Source organism: Acinetobacter sp. WCHA29, assembly GCF_002165335.1.
GTDB lineage: Bacteria > Pseudomonadota > Gammaproteobacteria > Pseudomonadales > Moraxellaceae > Acinetobacter.
The window spans coordinates 167,013-189,363 of record NZ_NHRQ01000003.1 but is presented as its reverse complement, the minus strand read 5'-3'; the positions used below and the strand labels follow the sequence as shown (position 1 = coordinate 189,363).

Annotated in this window: 20 protein-coding genes and 2 tRNA genes; 6 read left to right on the top strand and 16 right to left on the bottom strand. The window is 39.9% G+C overall.

The genetic code is table 11. The features are described 5' to 3' along the window. Positions 1-4: 4 nt before the first annotated feature. Entirely contained in the window at positions 5-1,468 is a 1,464-nt protein-coding gene (locus tag CDG59_RS03720; RefSeq protein ID WP_087543678.1) for an ATP-binding protein, read from the top strand. A gap of 147 nt (positions 1,469-1,615) precedes the next feature. Continuing rightward, the gene (locus CDG59_RS03715; RefSeq protein WP_004660065.1) at positions 1,616-3,130 is read left to right on the top strand and encodes an acetyl-CoA hydrolase/transferase family protein; all 1,515 of its coding nucleotides are present in this window, start codon (positions 1,616-1,618) and stop codon (positions 3,128-3,130) included. Positions 3,131-3,190: 60 nt separating this feature from the next. Here CDG59_RS03715 and CDG59_RS03710 read toward each other — a convergent pair whose 3' ends face one another. From CDG59_RS03710 to CDG59_RS03635, 16 genes are all read right to left on the bottom strand, one after another. Then, positions 3,191-4,450, bottom strand: a complete 1,260-nt coding sequence (locus CDG59_RS03710; protein ID WP_087543676.1) for an OmpP1/FadL family transporter — start codon at positions 4,448-4,450, stop codon at positions 3,191-3,193. A 496-nt stretch (positions 4,451-4,946) separates the two neighbouring features. Next, positions 4,947-9,857: a DEAD/DEAH box helicase gene (locus CDG59_RS03705; protein WP_087543674.1), complete on the bottom strand. Its 4,911-nt coding sequence runs from the start codon at positions 9,855-9,857 to the stop codon at positions 4,947-4,949. 133 nt (positions 9,858-9,990) lie between these two features. Next, positions 9,991-10,218 carry a hypothetical protein gene (locus CDG59_RS03700; RefSeq protein WP_087543673.1) on the bottom strand — a complete coding sequence of 76 codons (228 nt, stop codon included), beginning with the start codon at positions 10,216-10,218 and terminating at the stop codon, positions 9,991-9,993. 43 nt (positions 10,219-10,261) lie between these two features. After that, on the bottom strand, positions 10,262-10,888 hold the full coding sequence (locus tag CDG59_RS03695; protein ID WP_087543671.1) for a hypothetical protein: 627 nt from the start codon (positions 10,886-10,888) through the stop codon (positions 10,262-10,264). 783 nt (positions 10,889-11,671) lie between these two features. Further along, positions 11,672-14,125: a DUF927 domain-containing protein gene (locus CDG59_RS03690; RefSeq protein WP_087543669.1), complete on the bottom strand. Its 2,454-nt coding sequence runs from the start codon at positions 14,123-14,125 to the stop codon at positions 11,672-11,674. Further along, positions 14,122-14,427 (bottom strand): hypothetical protein, encoded by a 306-nt coding sequence (locus CDG59_RS03685; protein ID WP_087543667.1) that lies wholly within the window; start codon positions 14,425-14,427, stop codon positions 14,122-14,124. Before CDG59_RS03685 ends, CDG59_RS03690 begins: the two co-directional genes overlap by 4 nt. After that, positions 14,420-14,797, bottom strand: a complete 378-nt coding sequence (locus CDG59_RS03680; protein WP_087543665.1) for a hypothetical protein — start codon at positions 14,795-14,797, stop codon at positions 14,420-14,422. The genes CDG59_RS03685 and CDG59_RS03680 overlap by 8 nt, the downstream gene beginning before the upstream one ends. Then, positions 14,794-15,033, bottom strand: coding sequence for a hypothetical protein (locus CDG59_RS03675; protein WP_087543663.1), 240 nt, complete (start codon positions 15,031-15,033; stop codon positions 14,794-14,796). The genes CDG59_RS03680 and CDG59_RS03675 overlap by 4 nt, the downstream gene beginning before the upstream one ends. Further along, positions 15,030-15,242 carry a helix-turn-helix domain-containing protein gene (locus CDG59_RS03670; protein ID WP_087543661.1) on the bottom strand — a complete coding sequence of 71 codons (213 nt, stop codon included), beginning with the start codon at positions 15,240-15,242 and terminating at the stop codon, positions 15,030-15,032. Before CDG59_RS03670 ends, CDG59_RS03675 begins: the two co-directional genes overlap by 4 nt. Before the next feature lie 2 nt (positions 15,243-15,244). Continuing rightward, complete coding sequence (locus tag CDG59_RS03665) at positions 15,245-15,538, bottom strand: helix-turn-helix transcriptional regulator (protein ID WP_087543659.1); 294 nt, start codon at positions 15,536-15,538, stop codon at positions 15,245-15,247. Between the two features lie 129 nt (positions 15,539-15,667). After that, entirely contained in the window at positions 15,668-16,537 is an 870-nt protein-coding gene (locus CDG59_RS03660; RefSeq protein WP_087543657.1) for a hypothetical protein, read from the bottom strand. Next, positions 16,521-17,171 carry a hypothetical protein gene (locus tag CDG59_RS03655; protein ID WP_004660040.1) on the bottom strand — a complete coding sequence of 217 codons (651 nt, stop codon included), beginning with the start codon at positions 17,169-17,171 and terminating at the stop codon, positions 16,521-16,523. The genes CDG59_RS03660 and CDG59_RS03655 overlap by 17 nt, the downstream gene beginning before the upstream one ends. Before the next feature lie 155 nt (positions 17,172-17,326). Next, a complete protein-coding gene (locus tag CDG59_RS03650; protein WP_087543656.1) occupies positions 17,327-18,541 on the bottom strand; it encodes a tyrosine-type recombinase/integrase in 1,215 nt (404 codons plus the stop codon). A gap of 227 nt (positions 18,542-18,768) precedes the next feature. Next, positions 18,769-18,844: transfer RNA gene (locus tag CDG59_RS03645), tRNA-Phe, on the bottom strand. A gap of 138 nt (positions 18,845-18,982) precedes the next feature. Beyond that, positions 18,983-19,058, bottom strand: a tRNA-Phe gene (locus tag CDG59_RS03640). A gap of 109 nt (positions 19,059-19,167) precedes the next feature. Further along, positions 19,168-19,545, bottom strand: coding sequence for a GNAT family N-acetyltransferase (locus CDG59_RS03635; RefSeq protein WP_005156683.1), 378 nt, complete (start codon positions 19,543-19,545; stop codon positions 19,168-19,170). Positions 19,546-19,649: 104 nt separating this feature from the next. Here CDG59_RS03635 and hisB point away from each other — a divergent pair, with 104 nt between their 5' ends. From hisB to CDG59_RS03610, 4 genes are all read left to right on the top strand, one after another. Continuing rightward, entirely contained in the window at positions 19,650-20,243 is a 594-nt protein-coding gene (gene hisB / locus CDG59_RS03630) for an imidazoleglycerol-phosphate dehydratase HisB (RefSeq protein ID WP_000194096.1), read from the top strand. After that, positions 20,243-20,860: an imidazole glycerol phosphate synthase subunit HisH gene (gene hisH / locus CDG59_RS03625; protein ID WP_087543654.1), complete on the top strand. Its 618-nt coding sequence runs from the start codon at positions 20,243-20,245 to the stop codon at positions 20,858-20,860. The genes hisB and hisH overlap by 1 nt, the downstream gene beginning before the upstream one ends. Positions 20,861-21,043: 183 nt before the next feature. Next, positions 21,044-21,583, top strand: coding sequence for a DUF805 domain-containing protein (locus CDG59_RS03615; RefSeq protein WP_087543651.1), 540 nt, complete (start codon positions 21,044-21,046; stop codon positions 21,581-21,583). 94 nt (positions 21,584-21,677) lie between these two features. Next, positions 21,678-22,340, top strand: coding sequence for a 3'-5' exonuclease (locus CDG59_RS03610; RefSeq protein ID WP_087543649.1), 663 nt, complete (start codon positions 21,678-21,680; stop codon positions 22,338-22,340). Positions 22,341-22,351 lie beyond the last annotated feature (11 nt).

Below are 22,351 nucleotides of genomic sequence, written 5' to 3'. Positions count from 1 at the left end.
TTCATTGAAACTTGAACCAATTGATCCACAAGCATTTACAGATTTCGCGACTTATTCAGAAAGACCGCGAACAAAATGGGAACGTTTTTTAGATAAAATTAAACCACGTTCTGCGGCCATGCGTACCACGATCTTGGTATTGTTCACGGTCGTTTTTAGCTTGTTTATGTCATTGTGGTTCTTTTGGCGAACTTTATATTTACCAGAATTACAACAACATGCGCGTTATCTCGCCATTGAGCTTGAATTAGTCAATAATCCAGATATCCGTATTTTACATCGCGATACAGAAGTTGATATTGATACATGGCTTAAAAACCGTATTGGTATTGAATACATCACTGACCCCAAACAATTTCCAAAAATTGAAGATAAATTCTTAGCCGAGTTATTTACCAACCAAATCGAAACCAAACTTGCGAAAGAACTAGGAGTCGATAACGCTGATAACGTTACTGTATATTTTAAATTCAAACCGATACCACGTATCTGGATTCAAACGCCTGAAATGGATGGCAACTGGGTGCGTGAACCACTAAAAACATATACCAACTACAGCGTTGAACTGATTGCAGCATGGCTATTTGGCGTTCCAATTATTTCTTCAATTATTATTTTGATTTTAGTCCGACAAATGAATCGACCATTACGTCGTTTACAGAATGCTGCCAACAATTATAGTAAAACTGGTAAAGCACCTTATCTTGATACCAATCATGGGCCACTCGAAATACGTCAAGTAAACCAAGCATTCAACCATATGATATATACGCTTGAGCAAACTGAACGCGATCGACAAATCATGCTAGCAGGGATTTCACATGATTTACGTACGCCTCTGACGCGTATTCGCCTGACCGCAGAAATGCTCCCAGATGAGTTTTTCCGCGAAGGTCTAATTTATGATGTAGATGATATGGATGCGATCCTGAATCAATTTATTTCGTATATGCGAGATGGATCTGATGAAGAACTATCACAAACCAATATCAATACATTGCTTCAAGAAGTCGCTGTACAATTTAAGCCCTTAGATATCCGTTTTGAAGCACAAGAGTTACCTATCATTCCTGCCCGAAGCCTATCTTTAAAACGTTTGATTGCGAATTTAGTCAACAACGCCAAACGTTATGGCGCAGAACCAATTGAATTATCGGCAAGCCATGTTGATGATCATATTCTGATTAGCGTCGCTGATCATGGTGAAGGTATTCCACCAGATCAAGTTGAAGAACTCATGCAACCCTTTGTTCGTGGTAATTCAGCACGCACGATTCAAGGAAGTGGCCTCGGCTTAGCCATTGTAAAACGTATTGTTGACATTCATCAGGGACAAATTAGCATTCGCAATCGCGAGCAAGGTGGTTTAGAAGTGGTGATTTCACTTCCACTCAACCATGAAAATCTTGAAGAATCTCAAACGAATGCAATTGATAAAATTAAACAGAGCATAACTGAACATTTTTAGAACAATTCATGCTGGAAAAATAACTCTTTTTATCTCTGAAAAAGTATCACGCATTTCACATATTAGACCTTAGCAGTAGTCCAATTCCCTTTTCAAGTTTTAACGCTAAAATCCATATCTAACTAAGAAGTATATTGAGAATGGATCATGTCTTTAAGTCGTATTCGCCTTGCTACCCTACATGACAAAGTGATGAGCGCTGAACAGGCTGCTCGCTTTATTGAAAATGATATGACGGTTGGTATGAGTGGTTTTACTCGTGCTGGAGAAGCGAAAGCTGTGCCACAAGCATTGGTCGAACAAGCTAAAAAAAATCCGTTAAAAATCACATTAATTACAGGTGCAAGCCTAGGGAATGACTTAGACAAACAATTGACAGAAGCAGGTGTACTTGCTCGTCGTATGCCATTCCAAGTTGACAATACTTTACGTCGCGCCATTAATAATGGTGAAGTAATGTTTATCGACCAACATTTGTCTGAAACTGTTGAGCAAATGCGTAATCAACAGCTTAAACGTCCAGATATTGCTGTGATTGAAGCTGTTGCGATTACAGAAGATGGTCATATCGTACCGACAACCTCTGTAGGCAACTCTGCAAGTTTCGCAATTTTTGCTGAAAAAGTGATCGTTGAAATTAATACCTCATTGAGCGAAAACTTTGAGGGCTTACACGATATTTATATTCCAACATATCGTCCAACACGTACCCCACTTCCATTAACTCAAGTCGATGATCGTATTGGTTCAACTGCAATCCAAATTGACCCAGCAAAAATCGTAGGTATCGTTTTTAATAATACGGCCGACTCACCTTCAACTGTGACTGCGCCTGACGATGAAACTCAAGGGATTGCAAATCACCTCATCGCTTTCTTTGAAAAAGAGGTTGCTGCAGGTCGTTTAGCGAAAAACCTAGGTCCTTTACAGGCAGGTATTGGTTCAATTGCAAATGCAGTTTTGACTGGTCTTAAAGATTCTAACTTTGAAGATTTGGTCATGTATTCTGAAGTATTACAAGACTGTACTTTTGAATTGATTGATGCTGGCAAAATGAAATTTGCTTCTGGTAGCTCAATTACGCTATCTGCACAATGTGGTGAGCGCGTATTTGGCAATCTTGAACACTACAAAGATAAATTAGTATTACGCCCACAAGAAATTTCTAACCACCCTGAAATCGTACGTCGTTTGGGTATTATTGGGATTAATACAGCACTCGAATTCGATATTTACGGCAACGTGAATTCTACGCATGTTTGCGGTACAAAAATGATGAATGGTATCGGTGGTTCAGGTGATTTTGCGCGTAATGCTCACCTTGCAATCTTTGTTACCAAGTCAATCGCAAAAGGTGGTGATATTTCATCAATCGTACCAATGGTAAGCCACGTTGATCATAATGAGCATGATGTTGACATTCTGGTAACTGAAGTTGGTTTAGCAGATTTACGTGGCTTAGCGCCTCGTGAGCGTGCACGTGTGATTATTGACAACTGTGTACACCCACTTTATCAAGCTGCCTTAAATGACTATTTTGATCGTGCCTGCGAACGCGGTGGCCATACACCTCATATTCTTCGTGAAGCACTGTCATGGCATGCGAACTTCGAAGAAACAGGTCATATGTTAGCAAACGAAAAATTAGCAAAAACTGCTTAATTTTTTGCTGCACATCTTGAAAAAGGCTGAATCTATTTGATTCAGCCTTTTTCGTTTTGATCAGAATTTCAGACCATATGAAACACCTAAAATATGCTGATCCATTTCAAGGTTAGCTTCACCACCGCCAAAGTTCAAAGGAATAGATTGACTTCCTTTTACGGTTTCTTTCAAACCATAGGTATATGCAACACTAAGCTCCTGTGCACGATCAATATTCCACGTCGCCCCCACGCTGAGATGATCTTGAATTACACCAGGTGCAAGAATATTCAAGAAGGTTTGATCTTGAGGAATTGGCTGATCATTATGGCTATATCCAGCTCTTATCGTCACTTGTGGATTAACTTGATATGCCGCACCAATCTTGTAAACGTTGATATCTTTCCAACCAAAACCCTGACCTTTTTCTGAACCAAAACCATTACCCGCCATCACCGAAGCTAGACTAAAAGGATTTCCAACTGAATCTACATCCGAATAATTAATACGCGCTATATCGGTTAATACAGTTAATGCAGGCGTCAATTGAAAAGCTGCTCCTACGCCGTAGCTCTCCGGCACATCAAAACCTCCTGCTTGAGCAAATAAACCACGATATTGATCAAATTTGTCCGATTTAATTTTTGAAGAGTAATTTGCACCAACAGTTACGACATCATTTAGCTTGGCACTCCAGCCGACTTTAACACCTATGCCTGTAGCAGAGTCCTTACCATTATTACTCAGTTTTTGCCCATCAACAGAAAATGGTGCAAAACCTGAAATTCCTTTAGCTTCAAATCGTTGATAAAGAATGTTGGTCGCAACACCGATGGATTGATTTTCGCTATAACGCCAAGCCACAGATGGAGAAATAAAAATCTGCGCTAAATCCACCCCTGCTTCACCTGTATTCCCAAAAGCTGCATACGGATTTTTCTTGTAGGAGGTATTCATACCGCCGTTACCATAAATCGCTAAACCCAAAGCAACCGTATCATTTACTCTCTTATTTACCGCAAATTCAGGTAGAACAAAATATTCACGACCATTGCCACTGTATTGACCATTGGCGCCTGCCAAATTCCCCTCAATTTCACCAGAACGCTTAGGGTTAAATATAGTCGCGCCAATATCGACACGACTGTCTAACCAAGCCAATCCAGAAGGATTATTCGCAATGGTCAGAGCATCATTAAATGCCGCAATAGAAGCCCCAGCAGCTCCTTGGGCTTTAACCCCATAGCCATGCATAAAATAACCTGTTGTCGCGAATACTGATGACGATAAAGCGGATAAAAATAATGTAGGAAGTGTAAATCCAAGCAACTTTTGCATAAATTATCTTCAGTAAAAATAATATATTTATAAGTATATTGTTTTTCTTTTATTCAGATAACTAAGTTAATTTGAGAAGCATATTCTTTTTATTCATAAACAGATTTTTTGATCAAAAAACATCCCATTTTGCTTCATGCATAAAAAAAGCCCTAAACTTGAGTTTAGGGCTTTTTGAATATGGTGGGGGACCCTCAACCGAATTAAAGCCTGTAACCATTATGCAGCAAGGCTTTTATGTTTTCCGATTTCATTTATACCAACAAAAATACCAACAATACGCAAAAGTACCCTGTTTTTTGGCAGCCTTTAGCGGCGGCTATTATAAACGCTTGCGCCGTGCCATTTCGACAAAATCGCAAAAAATCGACATGAGGATGCTAACGTGTCGATGCTATAAATATATGCATGTAGACATGTCGATAAAAAGGCAATTTATAAACATGAGCTTATGCCTGTGCGTTTTGTTATTTAGCATTACTGCCTTTTGCCGTGTTTAAATATCCAACTTCGGTAAACTTCTAACTATCTTCATGGTTTCCAAACTCACGGTAATAACACGCAAGAACAACTCTAGCGGATACGCCGCGTTGTTCATGGTTTCATTTGCCCAGTCGTTTGCATCGTTTACAATACCGCTTTCTTTATGAGTAGATACGCCTTGACGCTCCATAACCCACTCTAGCGCAGGTTTACCATTGACCACGTAGTCATACGCTTCCAACGGTATGCCTTTAACGGTAATGCGTTTGTTATAAATAACCGTGCTTTTGTCGTCCTTTTTGGCAAACTTCATTTTTTCAACATAGAAGTCTTCTGCACTTAGGCTGTTATATGCCGTGCTGCCTGTGTCTAAAGTGGCTGGATATTTATCTACGGTTTCGTAGTTTAAATGCCAATTTGCCAAGTCACGCCCTGCTTTGGAAAATGCCCAAAAATCTTCGGCTTTTTTCACACAAGGAATACGTGGCAATTCTTTGGTCAGGTTGTCTGCATAGCGTTCACGGTATTCTTCACTATGCAGCAAGCCGTAAACGTAATAGAAAATGTCTTCTTTGCTGATACTTTCTTTCGGATATGCCGTTTGGAAGTGTTGTAAGCCTTCGTCACTGATGCCATCTTTGCGTTCGTATTTGGTTTCAGTCACGGTTAAATCAAGGGATTCATCGAATAAGTCACCTGAGCTTAAACTTTTTTCTTTGGTTCTTTCTTCATAAATATAAAGTGGATAAACCTGCTGATTATATAAAGTTTTAAACTCTGTTAAGTTGTTAGAAATTAAAACACTAAACTCTTTGGATTCGCCTTTCCCTAAGCAATTAATTGTTAAATTACTTACTACATCATTCAGAAAAATTAATGAATTTCTAGAAGGCATTTCATTGAGATTCTTGTCAAAGTAAACATTCATTTTTGTAAACGGTCTATAAAGTATTGAACGCATACTTTCCTCATTGAAATGTTTAGTTCTACCTTTGCTTAAATCATTTCTAAATGCTCTAGACCAACTAATTTTAGAAGAATCATAATTTATATCTTTGTCTGACCATTGCGGCAATGCTTGCAAACGTAAACGTTCGGTATTATAAAAATCGATTGTAACATTTATATTGTGTTTTAATTTTTCTTTAGAAAAGTTCAAACACCAAGCATCTCGACTTGTTAATATTCCTTGTGAATAGATGGGAAATATAGCTGAATTGGAGGTATCTTTAACCCCTAATGGTAGATATTTTTCAAAATTATTGTCTCGTTGGTTTAACCAATCACCATGTTCATCAGGAGCAATTATTGTCCAACCATCAGCCGCAGTAATACCTCGTAAACTCTTGAATTCAGAAATTTTGTCTAACTTTTCCTCACGACTTAGATAGTCACCAATATCATGGAAATATATTTGTCCTTGTTGTTCCGCTTTAGGATTCTTTACAAGAATTGAAATTGCAATTGGTGCACGACTACCACTCCCGAAGATTTTTCCACCTTCTTGACGTGACTTTTCACCAGAAGTCCGTTGATTACCCCGTAAATGGAAAATATAAAGACTACTAAATTCTTCCGCTAAACATTTACGTAAACCATCTGCTGTATTTGCATCAACAAAACCAGCATTTGTTACAAAACCAATCACACCTTGCGTAGAAATACGATCACTTGCCCATCTAATTGCTAAAATATAGGAGTCATACATACCTTTAGATAATGTTGCATTGGATTTTGCAACATAAGTACTAGCAATTCTCGAGTTTAAAAATGGATATTCAATATTTGCATTTGCATCATTTTCTGACTTTTGACCGATAGAATAAGGTGGATTACCAATGATGACTTGAATATCAAGCGACTTTTGCCGTTTACGCCGTGCACTGTTATCCACCAGCACTTGATCGACCAAATCTTCTTTTTCATACATTTGGAAAGTATCGGTTAAACATATCCCTTCAAACGGCGTGTATTCATCAATGATTTGACTGTGGTACACCGCTTCAATATTGATGGCTGCAATGTAGTAAGCCAACAGCACAAGCTCGTTGGCATGGATTTCGTTCTTGTATTTATAGGTAAGTTGCTTCGACGGAATTAAACCACTTTGAAGTAAGCGAGAAATGAACGTCCCTGTCCCAGTGAATGGATCCAATACATGAACACCTTCATCGGCAAAGCTCTTGCCAAACTCTTGTTGAAGCACATCGTTTACGCTGTGAATAATAAAATCCACCACTTCCACAGGCGTATAAACAATACCTAAACGCTCAGTCATGCGTGGGAAAGCATTGCGGAAAAACTTGTCGTATAGTTCAACAATAATTTTCTGTTTGCCTTCGGCACTGTGAATGCCTGAAGCACGTAACTTCACGCTGTCGTAAAAGCGTTGTAAGGCTTCGGTTTCGCTGTCTAGTTGGTGCTGATCTAAAACGTCTAATACTTTTTGCATGGCTTGTGCCATTGGGTTATTGGCGGCAAAACTATACTCATCAAACAAAGCATCAAAGACAGGCTTAGTAATAAGGTGCTGCGCCAACATTTCAATGATTTCAGCATCCGATACCGCATTATTTAAATCATCACGGATTTCAAAAGCAAACTCTTCAAATACGGCGCGTTCTTTGTTGCATTCAGGACGCTCTAGAATGTCTGTAATCAGCTTGATATGCGTTTGTGCAATCTTGGCAATATCATTCGCCCAATCTTCCCAGTGATGACGATTACCAACCTTCTGAACCACTTTAGCAACGATGGCACGTTCAATCTCACCTGATTCAAAGCTAAAGGAGTGTTGAGTATCTTCGGCTTCATCTTTCTTCGGTTTTTTCGGTGTGCCGATGGTTGTGCCACCTTTACCAGCACCTTTTTTCTTCGCTTTAGCTGCTACTTTATCTGTGATGGCAATTACTTCCATCTTAGAACGATCAATGCCTGTTAAGTCCATCTTATTGATCATGGCATCAAAACGGTCATCATGAGAACGAAGAGCGTTTAATACCTGCCAAACCACTTTATAAGTAATGTTGTCATCAAGAGCTTTGTTCGCATCTACATTTGGTGGAATCACAACAGGTAAAATGACATAACCGCGCTTTTTACCTTCCGCAAGACGCATTACACGACCAACCGATTGCACAACGTCTACTTGTGAATTACGAGGTGTAAGAAAGAGCACTGCATCGAGGGCAGGCACGTCTACACCTTCCGATAAACAGCGTACATTACTCAGGACACGACAAATCGGGCGTTCTACACCGTTTTCATCTTGTTGCGGTTCAGGCGTTGCCTTTAACCAATTGAGCTTTTGCTCTTTCTTATCCGCTCCCATACCACCATCAACATGATCTGCTTCACAAATTAGGCGGTGGGATATTTCATTGCCTTCTTTGATCTCGGCATTTTGATAGGCTTCTACAACGGTTTGAAAAATATTAGCTATACGTGTTGAACTGACTTGGTGTTTACGAGCTTTTTCGGATTGATCAATCACCTGACAGAATGCTAAAGCGCGTTGCATCGGTGAAGTATCTTCTTCAACATCAGCATGAATACCTTGCTTTGATAGGGCTTTCCAACAGCCAACAATACGCGCTGCATCATCGACTACAATATCCTTATTATCAGTAATTGTTGCCCCGATCTTTTCGATGATTGTGTCAGAGTCGACCGTCAATACAATGACCTTGTAATCGACCAATAGACCGCGTTTTACTGCTTCGGAAAAGTTAATAGTGTAAAGCGTCTCACCAAATAACTTTTCATTGTCCATTGAAAACAAAGTATAGTCGGTCGCATTGTTCTTCACATCATCAGAGAAAATACGCGGAGTCGCCGTCATATACAGACGTTTCTTACCCAAGATGAAGCCAGCATCATGAATCTTAACGAAGTTTGAATCATCTTCGCTATCATGTGTTGAACCAGTTGTACGATGTGCTTCATCACAAATGATCAAATCAAACTCTGCCATTTGATAATCATTTTGTGCATCAGATACTGTATTAATCGAATGGTAAGTTGAGAATACGACAGTCATGTGTTCACTATCGTGGTGCTTTTCTACGTTCTCAGCTAATCTTGCTGCGTCTGTGGTCGCAGGGTATTGCAATTCATGCTCTAATGTTGTGACTGCATCAATCGCTGTAGCATTCTTCTTTTTACCAATTTCGTTATCAGAACATACAGCATAACTATGTAAAGGTGTGGTCGACTCTTGCGTCCATTCCGTTAATGTCTGTGACAGTAATGACAAGCTTGGAACAAGGAATAATACGCGCTTTCCTTTGCCTGCACATTCTTCCGCAATTTTCAGACTCGTAAAGGTCTTGCCTGTACCACAAGCCATGATGAGCTTGCCGCGCTCTAATTGTCTATCATAAAGACCGATTCTTGTAGAAGTAAGTGCTGCTTTTTGATGGTCACGAAGATCTTTCTTTTTCTTAAAAACAATCTCTTTCTTTTCCGCAAACAGAGACCAATCAATAGCACTTTGAGCCAAAGTATCAAGATCAATCTTGGTAACGGGTGGTTCTTGGTTCTCTAATGTTGCTAGAGCATTATCAGACCATTCATGTGTTGTGCTGACGATAATACGGCGTTTAAAGTATGTCTTTGATGCTGCGGAGAGGAAGCTATCAATTTCAGCTTTAGTAACCTTACGATCTGCATCGTATAGCTTGCACTGAATGGCATGGAATTCGCCGTCTTTAGTTGTCGCTACGAGATCAATACCTGTATCTTTACCTGACAAACCTTGTGCTTTTGCCCATTCCGTATAGGTTTGAACTTCCTTAAATAAATCCGAATAAAACGGTTCATTCTTAAAATACTTAATGCAAAGCAACTCAAAATAAGTTCCTTTTTCGCGTTCCGTTTTCGCTGTTGTTCTGTATGTGTTTATTAGGTCAAAAAAAACCGACATACCGTAAATCCAAAAGAATGTTTTTATTCAATGGATTCTACTGAAACCACCCTACAAAAACCATAAGTGATAACACATTTGCAGAGGCTTGGGTTTTGAATGTTTAATAAAAATGCCCCACTGGGACGGCGTTTTAATCTATACGCTTCAATGCTTCCCTTTGCTCTTTAAACATTGCATTTGCCTGTTTTACTAACTCGTTTATGTTTGATGCTATACCGCCCTTGTAGGCGTTGCGGCTAACTGTTGCCTTGCCTGCTGCCGTTTTCGCACCTGTAGACTTTAACCAGGGTTTGACTGCGTTGATTCTGTCTCGTTGTTCTTGGCGGCGTTCTTCTGTCCAGTAGTGTTTATTGCTCATATATGCCTCGCACGTGAGAAATATTTTAATTTAAACAAACAAACTATATTGCCTTAACCTTTCTAGCGGTATTTTTTGCATCTGTAACCGTTGGTATGGCTTGCTTTGGCTGTTGCTCAATAGCAGATTGTGCCTGTTGTACTGGTTCGCTTGTTTGCTCACTTTGCACCGTACCTTGTGGGCTATTGTTTACCTGTTGGTTATTGATTTGTTGATTGTGGGCAATGTTGGCGTGCTTAGCGAATATGACTGGGGGATTCTTGATATTGGACAAGGTTTCCAGTGTTGCCCTGCACTGGCTTTGTGCTTTGAGTGCTAGCCTTAGAAGTTTGTCCATATTCGCCACATATTCTTGCCTGTTAGCTCTTTTTGCCATATCGCAAAACACGGCGTTAAGGCTTTGCGCCTGTGACATTAAAATGCGCTCGGTCAACAATAAAGGCGTATCACTTTGTAGTTGTTCACTGCTTTGCTGCAATGAGTCAATAATGCCGCCAAGTTCTACACGTTCGCCAAAAAGGTTTCCTTTGAATGAATCAATCACAATGGCGTTGAGTGTTTCGGGATTCTGTAGAAAGTCCTCAATCGCTTTGTCTGAATCGCTTTTTTTTGATTTGATTTTGCCGCCTTTATTTATCGCAACTTCGTTTTGATCTGTTTCGTTGGTCATCTCTGTTCACCTTGTTAAATTTTCAGCGTCTAACACAATCTAATTATTATCGTTACCGTGTAACAGTGTCATTTATGGGGCATTTTTTCACTCTACCTTGATGGAATTAAGATATAAAATTATCTATAAATAACCGTTTAAACCTTGTCATATATACGTTATAGCGTGGTTTTAAGTGTGTTTTTTAAAGGGTGTCGTCAGGGTAATAAGTTAGTGATTGTGAGTTTTTTTTCTGTTTTTTCAGCATTTCAAAATGCCCACTACATAAGATTCTTCGTCTATTGGTTGTATTCCTGTTGACCTTAATAGGATTAGGGTCAATAAAGTCAGGAATGTGGATACACATCGCTTTACGGTTCAGCTTATTTAGAGCCTTGATAGACTTCCAGCGAAAATACAAGAATATACTGCCAACCAAAATGGAAAGAGCAGTAACCCCAATTATGATGTGAATGACATTTGTCATGTTGTTCTCTCGTTTAGCTGTATGTATGTGCCTTTTTAGATGGGACGTGTGGGACTTTTGGGACGTGCATAGATAAGATATTGATTATATATAAAAAACATACGTCCCACTCTATAATAAATACGTCCAAAATATCAGTATGATACTTGGGACACAATGGGACGTATATTAAATGACGTCCCACACGTCCCATCTATGTCCCACATTTAAAAACCATATAATTTAATTAATGGGACGTTATAATATTTATATATAACAATGTATTACATTAAAATATATTGATAACGTCCCACACGTCCCATCTTAAAAACGCTATTTTAGGATTCATCATCAAAGCTGTGCATGACATCAGCCTTAAAGTGCATCATTCTCGGGCGGCTGCCATCGGGTAATTTTCCGCCCATGCGCTTCACTACTCGTTCATCTTCACCCAGTACAAGCCATCCATTTGCTTTAAGTACCTTTTTGGCGGTGGCTTCATTGATTCCGATACACATTTCCTGTTTAAACATAGTGCTTGATACAAGGTAAATACGCTCATCAGAGTCATAGTAGCCGACACGGTTGTGAATACGTGGTCTAATCACTTCACCATCAGGATGGCGGATAACGGTTAGGCTTTCAAAACGGCTTGTCCCATGTGCTTCAAAGAATGCCTTGAAATGCTCCAGTATCTTGGTTTCCTCAATGTTTTCGCCGTTGCCCAGTGTGCCTAGCCAAGTATTAAAACATTGCCCTACAGCGTCAAAACTTCGCCCTTGCTGCCATCCCGTGATGCCTGCCTGTGTTGCTAGTTCGCCTGCAACTGCCACCAGTGCAAAACGGCGTAATACTCGCACCGCTTGGCTGTTTTTGGTGGCATGTTTGGCTATGAAGTCATCGAGCATGGATTGTGCTTGTAGCATCAAGTCATCTTTGTTTGCGGTCAGATATTCAAGCCACTTGATGCCTGCATGTCCGTAGTGTTTAGCGGATAGCTCATTAATGCGGTTGCCAACATCACTGGAGCTATTGCCATAATTGATACACTCAAATACGCCGCATCCTTTGCCTGAATCACTGGGAATATGAGCAAAGCGGAGCAATAACCCTGCATCCATTTCAATACCGCCACGTCTCAAATGATCTTCCAGTGCAATTTCACCTGTAGAGGTGTACATCAGATTGAATTGCTTATTTTCTCTATTTTTACCCGATTTACTGCCCCGTGCTTTACCTTGTGCGCCTGTCAGCATATAGACAATATCCGACACGGCTTTCGGGACTGCCTGCCGTAGTTCATCGAGATTGAGATAATTGTCATTGCGGAGTTCTGCATCATTTTCTAAAGCGTTGTCAGTAGTGCGCCATGACTTCGACACGTCTTTCGGTCTGCCCCATACGCTACAAGCTGCCTTTGTAATCGTGCTTTTGCCATCGGTTGAAGTACCGTAAATATGAAAGCCGCCGCTTTCTATATCTAGTGGTGTCACCAATTGCCCCGAAAATGCACAGGCAAAGGACAATACAGCAAGGGCATGAGGTTCAATCAATCGGCTTAATTCTTGCCATCCCTCAAGCGTTCCCATAGTGCTGTAAGGGTCTTTCATCTCGCTATTGAATAACAGTTGTTCATCGTCTTGGTTGCCATAGGTGCGGTTGGTGGTGACAAAGGTATTGCCATACCATCCAGTCCGATCTACACAACGGAAACGCTTCTCGATGGGGTAGTCTTGAATGTAGTTGATGAATACATTTTTCTTGTAGGTCTGACGTGGTGGCATTAATCCATGACTAGCAATCAACTTTAAAGCGTCCTGTGCTTCACCCATGAAATGCTCATAAGGGATAATCAATGTATGCAAAGTACGATCTTTATCATGGAACTGAATAACACGTTTCCAGTTGTCATTTTTAAGACTTCGAGCTTCCCCCAAAATAATCAAAGCATTTGAAATGAGTATTTTGCTCTGTTTGGTTTCGCCGTTCTCGTCCTGTTTTTCCTTGATCTGATATAAACCGCTTTCCAATACATGCAACCAAGAACCATCATCCATTTTGAACGGTTTGGCTAAATGTCCTTTGGGTGGGGCTTTGGCTTGTTCAACTGCCACCTGAATCATGCTATCCAGTTCATCCTGTGGCATCGCAAAATTAGGCGGTTCAGGAATAAACGCCATTTTGACATCAAGGTCAGTATAACGGCGTTGTATGTCGTCCTGTTGGTGTACTGGGGCAATCACACACAGGTCAGGATGTGCTTTAAGCAAAGTTTTGAGTTGATAGGCTTTGATCTTGCTATCACTATATGGGGCATAGACTGGATATGTCGTTTTAAATGCAAGGTGAATATCATCAGTCACGAGCAATGGTAATTCATTTAGCTTTGACCGATTGAAATACAAGCCACCACGACCAAAAACAATATCCTTGAATCCCTCAATTGTTGGATTGGTAAATACCGCACCTGTAGGCTGTAGGTTTTCGTCAAAAAGATCAAAAACCGCCAAACCATATAGGGCGTTATCATCAGATTCACCATACTGGGTGGCGTTCTCAATCAATGAACGGCGGATTTCTATAGAACAACCGCCCATCATCTTAACCATTGCACCGTGTAGCGGATTGTTGTTAAATAATAGGACTGTATGTTCTTCAAGTGCTTCAACAATTGAATTGCTTGCATCATTGCCCACTTCCTCAAGTGGGCTTTGTTGTTTCTGAGGGGTAGCATTTGATATGCCACCCTCAAGCATATCGGGCACGGTATCCCATGAGGGTTTTATATTCATTTATTGCCCCCTTTTGTGTTCTCCCATTCTTGTTCGTATTGTTCTGACATTTCTGCATGGTAGCTATGATGCTCCTCTGCTAGGTAGCTGTACATCTCCAGTGCGGTTTTTAGTTCATCGAAGTGGCATGAATGTATGCCTTGTTGCTGTAAGTCCACACTTAACTTGATGAAGTCACGGTGGACTCGGTTTAGTGCGCTTTGCATCCAGTTCATATCACATGCAGCCAACGACTGAATGACGTGCATGTCGCCAGCATCGTATTTTTTAGGTGCATTTGTAGAATTGATTTGATTAGGCATGATGATTGCCTCCTAGTAATTTTGAGTTTTGAGAAATTTCACCATGTTTAAAACTGGTGAGGGGCATCACTCTCGGTCTACTAGAACCGCCCGACATATTCACCATTGCTGACTTATTTTGTCGTGTCTGCCCCTCATAGAGGGAGTACAGCCTTGTTTGTGTAGCTGAAACACTTGCGCCTGTTTTCTGCACAGCTTGAGAGGCTAGGCAAAAATTAAGCACAATAAAACCACAATGACGTTGTGGGGTGACGCTAGTAGATTTTGAGAGGTCTACAGCATAAGCGGAACGTCCACAGCTTGCAATAATAAATATCGCCAGTAGCCATATTAGAATCAATTTAAAAAGGTTTGAATAAAGTTCTTTCATACTGCCACCTCTGCCAATTTGTCGAACAAGGTCTTTAAGCTGCCATAGTGAAAAATCACAACATCCACCGCATCTGGATTTTTCATCAACTTTTCATGTGTTGCTAAAAGTTCCAGCTCTGCACCGTCCACCACATCAAGCTCCACAAATACCATTGCTTCATCATTCACAAATATGTGGGCCTCTGTTTCTGCTTCTCTCATTGGTCGGTATGAAGCAAATACAAAATCTTTCATGATGCCACCTCTCGGACAAGTTCATAACGTGCATGAGTTCCTTTGCTATTTAGGTTTGGTTCGTTATGGGTCACGATTTCAAAACCCTGCTTTCTTAATCGGTCAATGACAGCCGAAAGGCGGTAACAGTCGCATAGCTCTATGGCTTCGGCTTGGCTTATGGTTTTGCCTTGTTGGAGGTGGTCTAGGATGACAGTTTGATGGTTCATGTTTAAGCCTCCAGTCCTTGCGCCTGCATCCATGCCTGCACATCAGACAAACGCCATACTGTGACGTTGCCTAATTTAATTGGTTGAGGAAATTCACCTTGTTTCACCCATTGCCATATCGTTTTGTCAGATACGCCTAGAATACCCCTAGATGCTGGACGTGCTGATATACGCTTGGTTTGCCCTTTGCACTTGCCTGCTTTATGGGTTTGGATACGCTCCTTACGTTCAGGGAAATTGGCAAGGTCTTTGATGCGTAGGAAAGCATCAGGGTTTTGTAGACTGGCTATTGTCATAGATTCACCTATCAATTAAATGATTCCCCTGTCAGTTCGTGGCAAGGGTTGATAGGTGTAGTTTGTTATTGTTTTTTATTAATTTGTTCTAGTTAGAATAACTTTCATTCTAGTTAGAAAACTTTCATTCTAACTAGAATTATGTGTCCATTTTGTGGTCGTATCTTTACTTGGTAACTCCATTCCATTTGCTTGTGCATGAGCATCCAACATATTAAACGCTGTATAAGGCTCGCTTGGTAGCCGTGCCATATCTACTAAGACAGCAATGATCTTTCTAACATTGCCTCGTTGTCTTGAATGAGGTATTTCTTGTTCAGGTGTTAGCTCGGATTCAGGTTGATTAATTTGGATTTCAACTTGTTCATTGGGCTGTAATGCTTCTAGCTCTTTAATGCGTTCCTGTAATTCAACCACTATTTTATTTTTATCTTCATTCTCTTGTCTAAGCCGTGCAATTTCAGCATTTAGACTTTCAATGTTTGGGTCGGTTTGTTGGATGGTTGGATTTCCACAGCCTATAGGCTCTTGTATTGGTAGATTGTCGTTAAAACCTGGAATCACACAAGTACGTTCAAAGAGAAATTTCTGTAATGATTCTCTTGGTATCATGCCATCAGATTCTATATCTAATTTATTTGCTCTAATGGCATTCTCAATTATTTTTACTGCCTGAATATGCTCTGCATAACGCCAAGCATCATAGGTAAAGTCACCGCTATCCACGTATGCTTGTATTTTTTCTGGCTCATCTAACGAAATAAAGCAGGCCGACTCAACAATAGTGAAATAATCATTCATTGCCAAAATTTTAATATGTAAGGGTATTTGATTATCCGATTTTTCTATTTCGATTGCTTCTTGTATAGGTTCACTTGATGCAACAGTATCGAAGCTAAAGTTTTCATCAATAGCTTGTAGTACTGCCAATAGTTCAGACTTTTTAAAAGCAAATTTACTGTAATCCTGTTTATCGAAAGGATTAGAACGGTAAGTCATTATCCAAGTCCTCCGCCTCACGTTTTTCTATTATTTTGTTTACTAAATAATGAATTACTTCTAGTTTTGCTTGGTCACTGGGGTTAGGGGCTTCCATAAAGGCACCATTATATTGATTCTTTAAAATGACTGGCATCCAGCTTTTAAAATCATCTTTTTTATAGATACTTGGTGGTTCGTCCGCCCTGCCAATAGCTAAATTTAATAACTGCACAGCCTTAGATATGTCCTGATTCGCACCTAAGTGATGATGAATAGAATCTATAGCGTCACTGATACTTATGTATTCAGCATCTTCATTTGTTAAGAAATCCAAAAGAGAAATACTACTTTTATTCTTTTTATTAAAACCTTGCTCTTTATTTTCAAACTTAGCTTTCCAGCGATTAAAGGAGCGTTTATTAATTAACAGTAAGCCTCTGCCATATAGTTCCATAACGGGGTCATCGAAGGATTTTCCATCATTACGCGTATATTCTATTTGTTGGTTTTCACACGCGCCTAAGATAGCCAATTCTTTTATTTTCTTGCAGGACTGATCTAGCTTGCACCATTCATTTAAAATATCTGAAAGCCTTAACCATTCAGCAGATTCTAAATACTGCGAACAATCACTATTATTAAAGTTATACATTATGCCTCCCACAGCATTCCCAAAAGATACTAGATCAACATATTGGGTATATGCTTTCGGATGCCTCCTAGACCTAGCTCATCCAGTATATTAAACCGCTTAGGTAATGGCTAGGTATGGAAAGTATTAGCACGGCGTTATTTGTCGTCTATATGTTATGCGGTCTTATGCTTAGGGAATGGAATGACATTCTGTTTTAAACTATCGAGATAGTCCGCCCATTGCTGCATCATCTTTTTACGCTGCGCTATAAACTTAGTACGGTTGTAGGCTGTACCCAAGTTATCAGCGACCTTGTGAGCCAATTGATGCTCAATAACGCTTACAGGGATGCCCATTTCTTCATTAAGAATGGTTCTAGCCATTGCCCTAAAACCATGTCCTGTGATTTCTTCCTGTGTGTCATAACCTAAACGGCGTATTGCTGCATTGATTGCGCCGTCACTCATAGGGATTTTATTGTTTCGGTAGCCAACAAATATATGTTCATGCTGACCTGTTAAGCATTGCAGTTCTTTTAAAATCTCGATTGCCTGTTTTGACAAAGGTACAATATGGTCCTGTTTGGTTTTGGTAATGAAGTAACGCCATTCCTGTTTATCAAAGTCTATCTCGCTCCATTTGGCTTTCCTTAATTCGCCAATTCTCACAAAAAACAAAGGTGCTAACTTAAATGCACTTTTTACAACAAGTGTTGTATTGGGAATGTCATCTATTGCCCTTAAAAATTCGCCCACTTTGCTTGGGTCCGTAATCGCTGCAAAGTTCCTTGTTTTTACGGGGAGTAATAAACCGTGTAATGCTTGGCTTGGGTCGTTTTCATTTTTACCTAATGCCATGCCATATCTAAATATCTGCCCACATTCCTGTAATGCTCGTTTGGCTGTATCAGGTGAGCGTCCCTCAATACGTTTAATCACGCTCAATAGATCAGGTGATTTAATACTGGCAATATCCATTGCGCCGATAAACGGAAATATATCCGCCTCTAAACGTGCTTTGGTTTTTACACTGGTGCTTGCTGCCCATGTCTCTACTTTTTTCCTATACCACTCCATTGCCACATATTCAAAGCTATGCTCGCCGTTTAACTGGGTTAGGTTGCTCTTTTTAGCTTGGTTAGGGTCAATGCCCTCACTCAAGTTCTTTTTTGCTTCTGATAGCTTAATCCGTGCATCTGCTAGCGATAGATCGGGATAACTCCCCAAAGTGAGTGAACGTTGCTTATTTTGGTATCGGTAGGCATATATCCAAGTCTTACGCCCAGTCGGGAAAACATGCAGTTGTAGCCCGTTGGTATCGCTGTATTTATCAGGCGTTTTTTTATTGGGATTGGCTTTAATTCGTCTTAGCTGTGCATCAGTCAACATAAGGCTTTCCCCCTTATTTGTTGGTATAAAATCTAGCGGACTGTTGGTATGAAATTAGGGCATTTGTTGGTATTAAATTGTTGGTATTGTTTTATACCAACAAAAATACCAACAAAGTATAGGTGATTAAGGGGGATGGATGGTAGTGGCTAGGGGTATAAAAAAAGGCTTAAACCTTTATGATTTAAGCCTTTGGTAGTGTCTAGTAATATCTATTCTTATCAATTTGGTGGCGGGACCCAGGATCGAACTGGGGACACACGGATTTTCAATCCGTTGCTCTACCGACTGAGCTATCGCGCCAATGGGGTGTATTAAGCCGTATCTCAGCTCAATAGTCAATAATTATCATGAGCTTTTGATTTGATTGCCCATTTTTCACGCAATCAATTTTGGGTAAAAAAAATCCCCGATGGGATCGGGGATTGAAAATACAAATTATGGTGGCGGGACCCAGGATCGAACTGGGGACACACGGATTTTCAATCCGTTGCTCTACCGACTGAGCTATCGCGCCAAAGTGGGCGTATTAAACAATATTTACACACGTGCGTCAAGCAAATTTGTGGATTTTCCTATCAAACGTCTAATTTTACTGCAAATCGCAAACCAATTAGACTTGAATTCTAGATTTTGCCCAAATGCGATAAACAACGATGAATTGCTCCACAACCTGGTTCAAAATGCTTTACACCTTGTTCCTCTTCTATACGGCACACTTCTTCAACCAAACGCTCTGCAACCCCACGTCCACGATTGGATGGATGTACAACAATATATTCTAAAACACGGCTTTCACCTTGTCCTGTTGCCCAAATTGCACCTATAATTTTGGTATTAAATTCAGCGGTATAAACTGTGGTATATTGCTGTAGATTTTGCGCAAGTTGCTCCATTGCATCTTGCCCATCACCAAACTCTGGGCTGGTATCGTAGAGTCGCTCGAGCTGAGTACGAATTCCTAGATTATCTAGTGTACTGTAAGCATGTACGGTAATAGGCATTGATAAACCCTCCTGAGCAAACTATGATGCTGTCACTTTTTCGTCACAGCGAAACTATCGGTTTTTAATTCTATCATTTTTAACGTTTTTTGAGGAACGTGTCCATGACGCAACGTATCAGTGAAGTGGTAAGAAACACCAACGAAACCAAAATTCGAGTTCGTCTCAATCTCGATGGTACGGGTCAAGGCACACTCAACACTGGAGTTCCATTTTTAGACCATATGATTGATCAAATCAAGCGTCATGGTTTATTTGATATCGATATTCATTGCGATGGTGACTTAGAAATTGATGATCACCATACTGTTGAAGATTGTGGAATCACCTTGGGGCAAGCATTTGCACAAGCTTTAGGTGATAAAAAAGGCTTACGTCGTTATGGGCATTTTTATGCACCACTTGATGAAGCACTTTCTCGTGTTGTGGTTGATCTATCTGGTCGTCCGGGTTTATTTATGGATATTCCATTCACTCGCGCTCGTATCGGCACGTTTGATGTCGATTTGTTCTCTGAGTTTTTCCAAGGTTTTGTCAACCATGCGTTAATGACCCTTCATATTGACAACCTGAAAGGCAAAAACAGCCACCACCAGATTGAAAGTGTGTTTAAGGCGTTGGCTCGCGCATTGCGTATGGCATGTGAAATTGATCCACGTGCAGAAAATACCATTGCTTCGACCAAAGGTAGCTTGTAATGACACGTATTGCTTTACTTGATTATGGTATGGGTAATTTACACTCTGCAGCAAAAGCTTTAGAGCATGTGGGTGCAACTGTCGATGTGACCAATGATCCAAAACTGATTGCTAAAGCAGATAAAATTGTATTTCCTGGTGTAGGTGCTATGCGTGATTGTATGCAAGGCATGCATGAAGCAGGGATCGATGAAGTGGTACGTCAAGCCGCGTTTAACAAACCTGTATTAGCCATTTGTGTCGGCATGCAAGCACTACTGCAAAGTTCAGAAGAAAATGGCGGTGTCGATGCCTTGGGTATTTTTGACGGTGTTGTGAAACACTTTCCAGAAATTCCAAACTTGAAAGTACCTCACATGGGCTGGAATCAAGTCCATCAACTTGATCCAAGCCATCCGATGTGGAATAACATTGAACAAGATGCACGTTTCTACTTTGTGCATAGTTACTATGTAGAACCAAAAGATCCAGCGATCACGGCAGCAACTTGTGATTATGGCGTGAATTTTTGTACGGCGATTCACAAAGACAATTTGTTCGCGACCCAATTCCATCCTGAGAAAAGTCATACCGCTGGTTTGCAGTTGCTGAAAAACTTTGTGGAATGGAATATTTGATCATCCACACGACTTTAGTTTTTGATAATAAAGCCAATTTTAAGTTGGCTTTATTTTTTTTAGTTTTATTTTCTATTTATTTACCTTTATTTTTTGCATATCATGCAAATGTTTTGAATAAAAATCAAACAACACGTTGTTTCAAAATTAATTTTAAAAAATCAGTGACTACAGGAAAATAATATGTCATCTAGTTTTCAAGCAAATGATTCGGGTTTGAGTGCAAATGGGCGTTTTGGCAGACTATCCTATCTAGGATGGAACATGTTACTTGGCTTGTCTTTAGTATTGGTCGGTATTATCGCTGCAATATTAATCCCTAGTTTTTATAGCTCCTCAACAGGTACAGGTGCTCTCTTTTACATATTTGCTGGTTTTTTTATTATTCTTTATATCGCTGTCATCTACTATAGCTTTATTTTCTCTATTCGCCGTTTGCATGATAGAAATCAAACAGGTTGGTTATCTCTTTTAATGCTAATACCACTTTTTAATTTATTCTTTTTTATTTATTTAAGCTGTGCAAAAGGTGATGATAATTCAAATGATTATGGCTCACCACGTATAACAAAAGGATGGGAAAAAGTTTTAGCGTGGATTTATATTATTCTCTTCCCAATTAGTATTTTAATACTCGCGGCGACTGCTATTCCAGCGTATCAAAGTTATATACAGAAAAGCCAGCAACTGCAATTTGAACAACAACATTCTTATACAGAATAAATATTTCACTTCATTAAAAAGCCAAGTTGTATCACTTGGCTTTTTCATTGCCACAAAACCGTTTAAGCTCAACCAAAAGTTTTGAGTTTCAGAAATGGAAATGCAGCAAGCAACAGCTCATTTAAGCAAAGAACAAATCCGTGCATTACCTGCATTTCAAAATCTAAGTGCTGAAAATATTTTAGTGATTCAAACACTCGAACAATGCATGGCAATTCAAACTGAACTTCACGCCATTGCTGTGTTCGGATTTGATACCGAATCTAAACCGACCTTCAAAGTCGGTGAGAAATCTACAGGCCCCCATTTAATTCAACTTTCAACACATGAAAAAGCCTATCTGTTCCAAGTAAAGCCTGACATTCTTAATTTCTTAAAGCCTATTTTAGAAAATGAACATCAACTCAAAGTTGGTTTTGGTTTAAAAAATGATGTGAGTAGTTTTCGCCGTAAAGGGATTGAACCCAAATCACTGATTGAACTTTCCAAGAGTTTTTCGAGTTTTGGTTATAACTCTCAAGTCGGTGTACAAACTGCGATTGCTCTACTTTTCCAACGCTATTTTGTCAAAAACAAAAAAATCAGCACTTCAAACTGGTCTGTCAAACAGCTAAGTCCTCAACAAATCAATTATGCTGCCGCCGATGCTTATGCCGCATTGTTGATATACCAATACCTATATCATCAGCAGTTACTACCTCCTCAAATTCAACAACAAATAGTAAGAATACTTCAAGGTTCAGCAGACAAGGCTTAGCGATTGATCAA

Bases quoted from the DNA above. Each gene is read 5' to 3' on its own strand.
- CDG59_RS03715 (WP_004660065.1), top strand. From the start codon at position 1,616: ATGTCTTTAAGTCGTATTCGCCTTGCTACCCTACATGACAAAGTGATG.
- hisB (WP_000194096.1), top strand. From the start codon at position 19,650: ATGACGCAACGTATCAGTGAAGTGGTAAGAAACACCAACGAAACCAAA.
- CDG59_RS03680 (WP_087543665.1), bottom strand. From the start codon at position 14,797: ATGAAAGAACTTTATTCAAACCTTTTTAAATTGATTCTAATATGGCTA.
- CDG59_RS03695 (WP_087543671.1), bottom strand. From the start codon at position 10,888: ATGACCAACGAAACAGATCAAAACGAAGTTGCGATAAATAAAGGCGGC.
- CDG59_RS03685 (WP_087543667.1), bottom strand. From the start codon at position 14,427: ATGCCTAATCAAATCAATTCTACAAATGCACCTAAAAAATACGATGCT.
- CDG59_RS03665 (WP_087543659.1), bottom strand. From the start codon at position 15,538: ATGACAATAGCCAGTCTACAAAACCCTGATGCTTTCCTACGCATCAAA.
- CDG59_RS03675 (WP_087543663.1), bottom strand. From the start codon at position 15,033: ATGAAAGATTTTGTATTTGCTTCATACCGACCAATGAGAGAAGCAGAA.
- CDG59_RS03610 (WP_087543649.1), top strand. From the start codon at position 21,678: ATGGAAATGCAGCAAGCAACAGCTCATTTAAGCAAAGAACAAATCCGT.
- CDG59_RS03615 (WP_087543651.1), top strand. From the start codon at position 21,044: ATGTCATCTAGTTTTCAAGCAAATGATTCGGGTTTGAGTGCAAATGGG.
- CDG59_RS03635 (WP_005156683.1), bottom strand. From the start codon at position 19,545: ATGCCTATTACCGTACATGCTTACAGTACACTAGATAATCTAGGAATT.
- CDG59_RS03710 (WP_087543676.1), bottom strand. From the start codon at position 4,450: ATGCAAAAGTTGCTTGGATTTACACTTCCTACATTATTTTTATCCGCT.
- CDG59_RS03700 (WP_087543673.1), bottom strand. From the start codon at position 10,218: ATGAGCAATAAACACTACTGGACAGAAGAACGCCGCCAAGAACAACGA.
- CDG59_RS03670 (WP_087543661.1), bottom strand. From the start codon at position 15,242: ATGAACCATCAAACTGTCATCCTAGACCACCTCCAACAAGGCAAAACC.
- CDG59_RS03655 (WP_004660040.1), bottom strand. From the start codon at position 17,171: ATGTATAACTTTAATAATAGTGATTGTTCGCAGTATTTAGAATCTGCT.
- hisH (WP_087543654.1), top strand. From the start codon at position 20,243: ATGACACGTATTGCTTTACTTGATTATGGTATGGGTAATTTACACTCT.
- CDG59_RS03690 (WP_087543669.1), bottom strand. From the start codon at position 14,125: ATGAATATAAAACCCTCATGGGATACCGTGCCCGATATGCTTGAGGGT.
- CDG59_RS03650 (WP_087543656.1), bottom strand. From the start codon at position 18,541: ATGTTGACTGATGCACAGCTAAGACGAATTAAAGCCAATCCCAATAAA.
- CDG59_RS03660 (WP_087543657.1), bottom strand. From the start codon at position 16,537: ATGACTTACCGTTCTAATCCTTTCGATAAACAGGATTACAGTAAATTT.
- CDG59_RS03705 (WP_087543674.1), bottom strand. From the start codon at position 9,857: ATGTCGGTTTTTTTTGACCTAATAAACACATACAGAACAACAGCGAAA.